2 protein-coding genes are annotated in these 774 nt (G+C 58.4%); one reads left to right on the top strand and one right to left on the bottom strand.

Annotated elements, in window-relative coordinates:
• Positions 1-650, top strand: a 650-nt coding sequence (locus WH277_RS00245) for a glutathionylspermidine synthase family protein (protein ID WP_339503665.1), incomplete at its 5' end; no start/stop codon positions are given.
• Here WH277_RS00245 and WH277_RS00240 read toward each other — a convergent pair.
• A partial coding sequence (locus WH277_RS00240; RefSeq protein WP_339503667.1) for a 4Fe-4S cluster-binding domain-containing protein occupies positions 647-774 on the bottom strand: 128 nt, incomplete at its 5' end. The genes WH277_RS00245 and WH277_RS00240 overlap by 4 nt on opposite strands.

Genomic DNA, 774 nt, shown 5'->3' with positions numbered 1-774 from the left:
ATCGCGGTACGGTGCAGTATCTGGAGGATTGCGCACGGCAGGCGGGTCTGGAGACGCGTTTTCTCTATCTGGAAGAGATCGGCATGGGCGTAGGCGGGGTGTTAACTGACCTGCAGGAACGGGTGATCCAGCAGGCATTTAAACTCTATCCGCTGGAGTGGATGCTGCGTGATGAGTTCGGCCCGCTGCTGCGTAAGGGGCGCGAGCAGTGGATCGAGCCACTGTGGAAAACCATCCTCAGTAATAAAGGCATCTTGCCGCTGCTGTGGCGCTGGCATCGCGGGCACCCCAATCTCCTCCCTGCGTGGTTTGCCGGTGAGGTGGAAAAACCCGGCTGGCGTCTGGCGGAAGAGATGGGCAGCCAGTGGCGTGGCTTTGTCAGTAAGCCGCTATTTTCACGCGAAGGGGCCAATATCACCCTTTATGCTGACCGCGATGGTCAGCAGACGCTGGCCAGTGAAGCGGGCGAATATGGCGATGAACCGCGTATCTGGCAGGCCTGTGCACCGTTGCCGCGTTTCGGTGATGACCATACGCTGATCGGCAGCTGGATTGTTGGCGACAGTGCCGCAGGCATCGGTCTTCGCGAAGATAACGGCCCGATCACCAAAGACACATCACGCTTTATTCCCCATTTTATTGCTGACTAGCGTAGCTGATGAATCACCTGGTTGCTGCTGCCGCGCCACAGTAGCGCCGGGTCTTTGAGTGCCTGAATAAACTTCCCGTCGATCAGCACATTCACGCTGGCGACCACCTGCTGCTGCTTTGCGC

Origin of the sequence: Erwinia sp. MYb416 (assembly GCF_037479575.1) — a bacterium.
GTDB classification, from domain to species: domain Bacteria; phylum Pseudomonadota; class Gammaproteobacteria; order Enterobacterales; family Enterobacteriaceae; genus Erwinia; species Erwinia rhapontici.
This window is presented reverse-complemented; position numbering and strand designations above follow the sequence as displayed.